This is a genomic window from Enterococcus sp. 3H8_DIV0648 (genome assembly GCF_002140655.1).
GTDB classification, from domain to species: domain Bacteria; phylum Bacillota; class Bacilli; order Lactobacillales; family Enterococcaceae; genus Enterococcus_A; species Enterococcus_A hulanensis.
In genome coordinates, this window is the sequence record NZ_NGLG01000006.1 from 1 (window position 1) to 5,618 (window position 5,618).

The window sequence follows — 5,618 nt, forward strand, 5'->3', positions numbered from 1 at the left end:
GAAGATAAGCAACAATATAATTCACTTTACAGATTTCTAATTTACTTTTTGGTAATTATCATTTTATCAGCAAATCTATTTTTTTCATTTGCCAGAATCGTGATAGAATGGGCTTTGAAGCAACTACAAACCTTTAATCGAATCATTTGCGAATTTTCATGTTAGCAGGTTGCGACCTATAAAAAAGTACTGGAAGTGAAAAGATGGAAATCAGACAGAGTGAAAGAGCAGCTTTAATGCCTTTTTTAGATGAAGTATTTGAACAGCAGCACAAAACACAATTTTCGGATAATATGTTGGATGCAGATGAAAAGACGCTAGCCTATGGAGCGTGGATCGATGATCAATTAGCCGGAGCAGTTGTTGGCAAAAAGCAATACGATACACTGCATATTTCATTGTTGGGTGTAGGAGACGCGTATAAAAAATTAGGAGTAGGCACCAAATTGATGCAAGCAATCGAAGAGCAGGCGCTTCAGGAAAAAGTAAAAACGATTACTTTGACAACGAAGGCTTATCAAGCATTAGGCTTCTATCTAAAGCACGGGTATGAGGTTTTTGGTGAGCTGGAAGATGTTCCAATGGTCGGCACAACAAAATATTACTTAGTCAAAAGAATAAGCAGATGAATTTTCCTTTCATCTGCTTATTTTTAATCCAGTTTTATAAAGTTGTTGCTAGAAATAATAATATTGAAGGACCATAATGACAATCAAAACTAAAATCCCTGGTAAATAATTGGAAACGCGAATTTTGGTGAGCTTCATGACATTTAAGCCGATTGCTAAAATCATCAATCCGCCGATTGCACTGATTTCATTCATAAGACTATCTAGCAATTCTTTTGGCAAGTAACGGACGATGATGCTGGCAAAGATCGTGATGGCACCTTGGTAGATCAAAACCGGAAAGGCTGAAAAAAGAACTCCGATACCTAAAGATGCAGTTAACATGATCGACATGAAGCCGTCCATCACTGCTTTAGTGAACAAAGTCTGATGATTGCCGCTAACGCCGCTTTCAATTGCCCCAATAATTCCCATCGAACCAATCACATAGATTAAGGTTGCGGTCACAAAGCCCTCTGCAAAATTACTATTCCCGCGGGCAAATCGATTTTCCAGAAATAAGCCTAATCGAGTCATGGAGTCTTCAATCTTTAAAAATTCCCCGATCATCCCTCCCAGACAAATACTGATGATAATCACGATAAACGAACTTGCCTGCAGCGACATTTGGATCGCTAAGGCGATGACACCTAAGGAAATTCCTTTTGTAACGGTATCCTTCGTCTGCTCTGTAATATTTCGCAGAACGATACCAGAAAAACTCCCCGCTATAATCGCGAGACAATTCACTATTGACCCAAACAACAACATAACACTCACCCGTTTCTATGATTTCGATTAAAGAATAATTAAACGTTATTTAGACATCATCTTACCATGAGTGGAAATTTTTTTGAATAGCAATCAAAAAAGACTGCATCCCCATCCACAAAAATAGACAGGTGATGCAGTCTTAAATAGTTAGAATGAATAATTAAGCGGCTTTTTCACGTTCACGTTTGGCTAGAGTCGGCATGATGAAGCCTAAACCAATCAATACAACGATGCCGACAATGTTGATGATTAGTTCGTGCCAGAATAGACTTGATCCATAAGCAGCATCTTGCGGTAAAACCCCAAATAATGTAGCAATAATGGTAACCGCTAAACACCAGCCGCCGACAAAAACAGCCATACGGTCATTTTTGATAAAGACATAATCTGACTGAAATTTTCGGCTGTCTAAACGAATTCGAATGAAGGCATAGAAGATCCAACAGGTTACTCCTGGTGAAATAATTCCGTTCAGATTTAACAGCCAATTGAAGATGTCATTCATCTCAGGCAGAAAAACACCTAATAATAAGATAAAGGCACTTAAGGCAGTCGTCAAAATGTAGCCATTAATTGGTAAACCATCCTCGTTCAGCTTCGTCAATTTCTTCGGCATGAACTGTTTACCCGTATCAGAGATCAGCATCCGAGTCATCGCATCCAATAAAACAGCCAACAGAGCGCACATATAAATGATCTGTGTCACCGCGAAAACATACATTAAGGTATTTCCTAGATGGAAGAATTCTCCCAAACGTTGAAAAGCATAATAAGAACCGTTCATCTTCAAATTATTTGGCAAATGATGAGCGTTAAAGAAGACCCCTAATGAGAATGAACCAAAGACTGTTAAGAAAATCGTCATCACTGTCAGCATGATCATCGCTTTTGGAAAATCTTTTTGCGGTTTGCGCATTCGAGTCACGAATGGTGCAACCAATTCCGCACCGTTAATCGCGTAAATCAATAATCCAATCGTTGTTAAATAATGAAGATCGAATTTTGGGATAACAGCGCTAAGATTCATAGGCTGTGTTTCGATGTGTCCGTTTGGCATAAATAATGAAGCGAAGGTCATAAAGACAAATAGGATCGCCATGATGAACATGGCCCCGCCGCCTAAAGTGCTTAACACTTCCAATGATTTTTTAAAGTGGCGTTGCAGAAAAATAAAGGCTAAGAAAACACAAAAGGTCAATAAGGCAAACATCGAGTTCGACATTTTGTCTTCCATAGAATCATTGCCATTGATCAGCCAGCCAAAGCCGACGACTACGGCATTAGCAGTATCGACTACGTATGGGATTGACGCTGCCCAATAAGTCCAAGCCGTGAAATAACCCAAACGATCGCCGCTGGTCCCCCGCACCCACGAAGTTAAGCCGCCCCCTTCGTGATTAAAAACTGATCCTAATTGTCCCACCATCAAAGAGTAGGGAATCACATATAATAGCAGTAAAATGATCCAAGAAGTAATCACACCTAATCCTTGGTTGGCAAAGTTATAAATAATATCATCAAAACCGATGACCGTAACAAACGACATCATGGCAAGTACAGGCCATGAGATAAAGCTTTTCTTTTCCTCAATCATGTAAGTTGCTCCTTTTATTTAAAAATATTTCAGCAGAGCAGCCAATGATGGAGGTTTGTTTCGATAGGCCACAAAGATCCCCTTCCTGTTCACAAAATACGATCTATCTTCCCATAAAAAATAAAATAGTGCTACTAAAAACCGTTTCTTGGAGTGAGTTTATCATATTTCTAGTAGAGGTCAGAAATTTCCTTATCAAAATTCCTCCAAAAAAAGTGCTCTTTCTATCATTTCCAAAGTTTTTTGGCTATACTAGAAGCACGAGTAAGTATACGAAATTTAGGAGGTACTTTATATGAATGACTTTTTAGCTGAGGAAGAAAACGAACAAACGGAAAAAATGGAAGAAAAAAATCCAATGTTGCTAAAATTATTGAAGCAACGGACGATTTTAATTTATGGTGAAATTACACAAGAATTGGCGAAGACGGTGACAGAACAGCTGCTTTATTTGTCAGCGATCAATGATGACCCTATTACTATGTTCATCAACAGTCAAGGCGGTCATGTGGAATCTGGCGACACGATCCACGACGTTATCCGTTTTATTAAACCAAAAGTAAAAATGATCGGTACCGGCTGGGTGGCCAGTGCAGGGATTACGATCTATTTAGCTGCGGATAAGAAAGATCGCTACAGTTTGCCAAATACCCGCTACATGATCCATCAGCCAGCCGGCGGTGTGCAAGGTCAATCGACTGAGATCCAAATCGAAGCGAAAGAAATCCTGCGCATGCGCAAACGTGTGAACAAACTGATTGCTAAAGCGACAGGTCAAACACTAGAAAAAATCGAACAAGATACTGATCGGAATTTCTGGCTTTCAGCAGAAGAAGCCAAAGATTATGGAATTGTCGGAAAGATCGTTGAATCCGATACAGCCGTTAAATAAGAATCAAAGAACAGTGAGACGAGCGCGAGCTCGTCTCTTTTTTATGGTCTGAAGGTGAAAAACACTCAGCACATCGGAAAAATGAGCTGTTTCTTTTATGCAAAAAATTTTAACCTTTTTTGAATAAAAATGAATAGACAACAAATTATGAATCTGCTAAGGTTAGAAGAAAAATAAAATTTGATGTGAAAATTTTAAGGAGGAACAAATTTGGGTGCGAAATTGAAAGAGTTGTTAGGCTTACCTTCTTTGCGTGAGGCTCAGTTGATGAGTGGACAAAATTGTTTGAATCAGACAGTCACATCTTTATCTTTCTTGGATATTTCAAATATGGATGACTGTGCAGCTTTGCTTGAGACAAATGAATACCGCTCTGGGGAGTTGATGCTGACATCTTTTTTTAACATCAAGGACGATATAGCAAAACAGTGTGAAACAATTTGTCGATTACATAAGATGGGTGAGTTGGGAATCATTCTTTACTATGTGGGAATCGTGCTGCCAAGATTGTCACCGGAAGTGATCAAAACAGCAGAAGAACTAGACTTTGTCATTATTCAAATGCCAAAAAATCAAAGCCAAATTCGTTACAGTGAAGTAATTGTCGAAGTAATGGCGGAAATCTTGAAGGAACGGCCAACTGAAAATATAGTGAATGAGGTGTTGGAAAAGGCGTCACTTTTGCCAGAGCATTTACGGACCGTCGAAGTAACATTGAAGCTGCTATCTGACCTGTTACGCACAAATATTATTCTGACAAATGCGGATAATGAAATAGTCAATCAAATCAAATGGCCTCGCAACTCTTCCATCGATTTAGAACGAATATTACGCCGTGTAGTGGTGGATGACGGCCAGCAGGTTCAAAAAAATGATTTTGCGATTTTTTACAAAGAACTTTATCACAAAGAAAACGGTATGCTGCGTTTTTATCTTTTGAAGGAACATGAGCTGTTGACGGAAGTGGAATGTACTCAGGCGGTGGAATTGTTGCAGGTTGCGATGAACCTATGGGGTAAAAAACATGGAGAGATCAGTGAATATGCTTTAGTCCAAGCTATCTTAAATGATGAAAGTGAAAAAATGTATCGCTTGGCCAATCATTTGAAGATCAACGTCAAAGGGATCGGGTTGATGTGGCTGCTGCAATTAAATGATCTGAGAGAAGAAAAAAAGTTAAAAGAAAATATTCTCGCCTATGCTTCGAACTATTATAAGACCTGTGTAGCACAATTAATTGATGATCAATTGATCGTATTATTGGGAAATTATTGCCACAATGATTCAGAATTAGAGCTGGGAGAGGATTATCTGCAAACCACTCCGTATCAAGAGATGATTGATAGTATTGTTTTGTGCCCGCGGCTACGAAATACGACTGATGTACGAATGACATATCAATTAGTCAATAAAGTCGCTTTGCAGCTGCCAAAACTATTCCACGGGAAGAAAAGTTTTTCTATCAGTGAGATTCGCCAAGTTGTTCATGCGAGTAAATTGATTCAAGCCGGAGAAGCAGAAGTGGAAGAGACCTTGAACGTGCTGGCACCAATTATGGACAGCAAAGAACAGCTCATGACTTTGTGCAGTTTTTTATTGGATGCGGGAGCGGATTATCAAGTTTGCAGCGAACAATTATTTATTCATAAAAATACGGTGAAGTATCGTATTAAAAAAATCAGCGAAGTTTTAGGCTACAATGTCATGCGCTTTTCTGAGAGCTATGAATGTTACGTAGCCTGTCTAATCT

The 5,618-nt window shown here is 39.0% G+C and carries 5 protein-coding genes; 3 read left to right on the top strand and 2 right to left on the bottom strand.

Features of this window, described 5'->3' with window-relative positions; all coding sequences use genetic code 11:
• Window positions 1–203: 203 nt before the first annotated feature.
• Window positions 204–629 (top strand): GNAT family N-acetyltransferase, encoded by a 426-nt coding sequence (locus A5875_RS22840; RefSeq protein WP_088935897.1) that lies wholly within the window; start codon window positions 204–206, stop codon window positions 627–629.
• 48 nt (window positions 630–677) lie between these two features.
• Here the strand turns inward: A5875_RS22840 and A5875_RS22845 are convergent, their stop codons facing one another.
• A complete protein-coding gene (locus tag A5875_RS22845) occupies window positions 678–1,379 on the bottom strand; it encodes a DUF554 domain-containing protein (protein ID WP_088935898.1) in 702 nt (233 codons plus the stop codon).
• Window positions 1,380–1,542: 163 nt separating this feature from the next.
• On the bottom strand, window positions 1,543–2,976 hold the full coding sequence (locus A5875_RS22850) for an amino acid permease (protein WP_088935899.1): 1,434 nt from the start codon (window positions 2,974–2,976) through the stop codon (window positions 1,543–1,545).
• Window positions 2,977–3,271: 295 nt separating this feature from the next.
• Between A5875_RS22850 and A5875_RS22855 the strand changes: the two genes are divergently transcribed.
• Complete coding sequence (locus tag A5875_RS22855) at window positions 3,272–3,868, top strand: ATP-dependent Clp protease proteolytic subunit (protein ID WP_088935900.1); 597 nt, start codon at window positions 3,272–3,274, stop codon at window positions 3,866–3,868.
• A gap of 210 nt (window positions 3,869–4,078) precedes the next feature.
• On the top strand, window positions 4,079–5,618 hold a 1,540-nt coding region (locus A5875_RS22860), incomplete at its 3' end, for a PucR family transcriptional regulator (protein ID WP_088935901.1).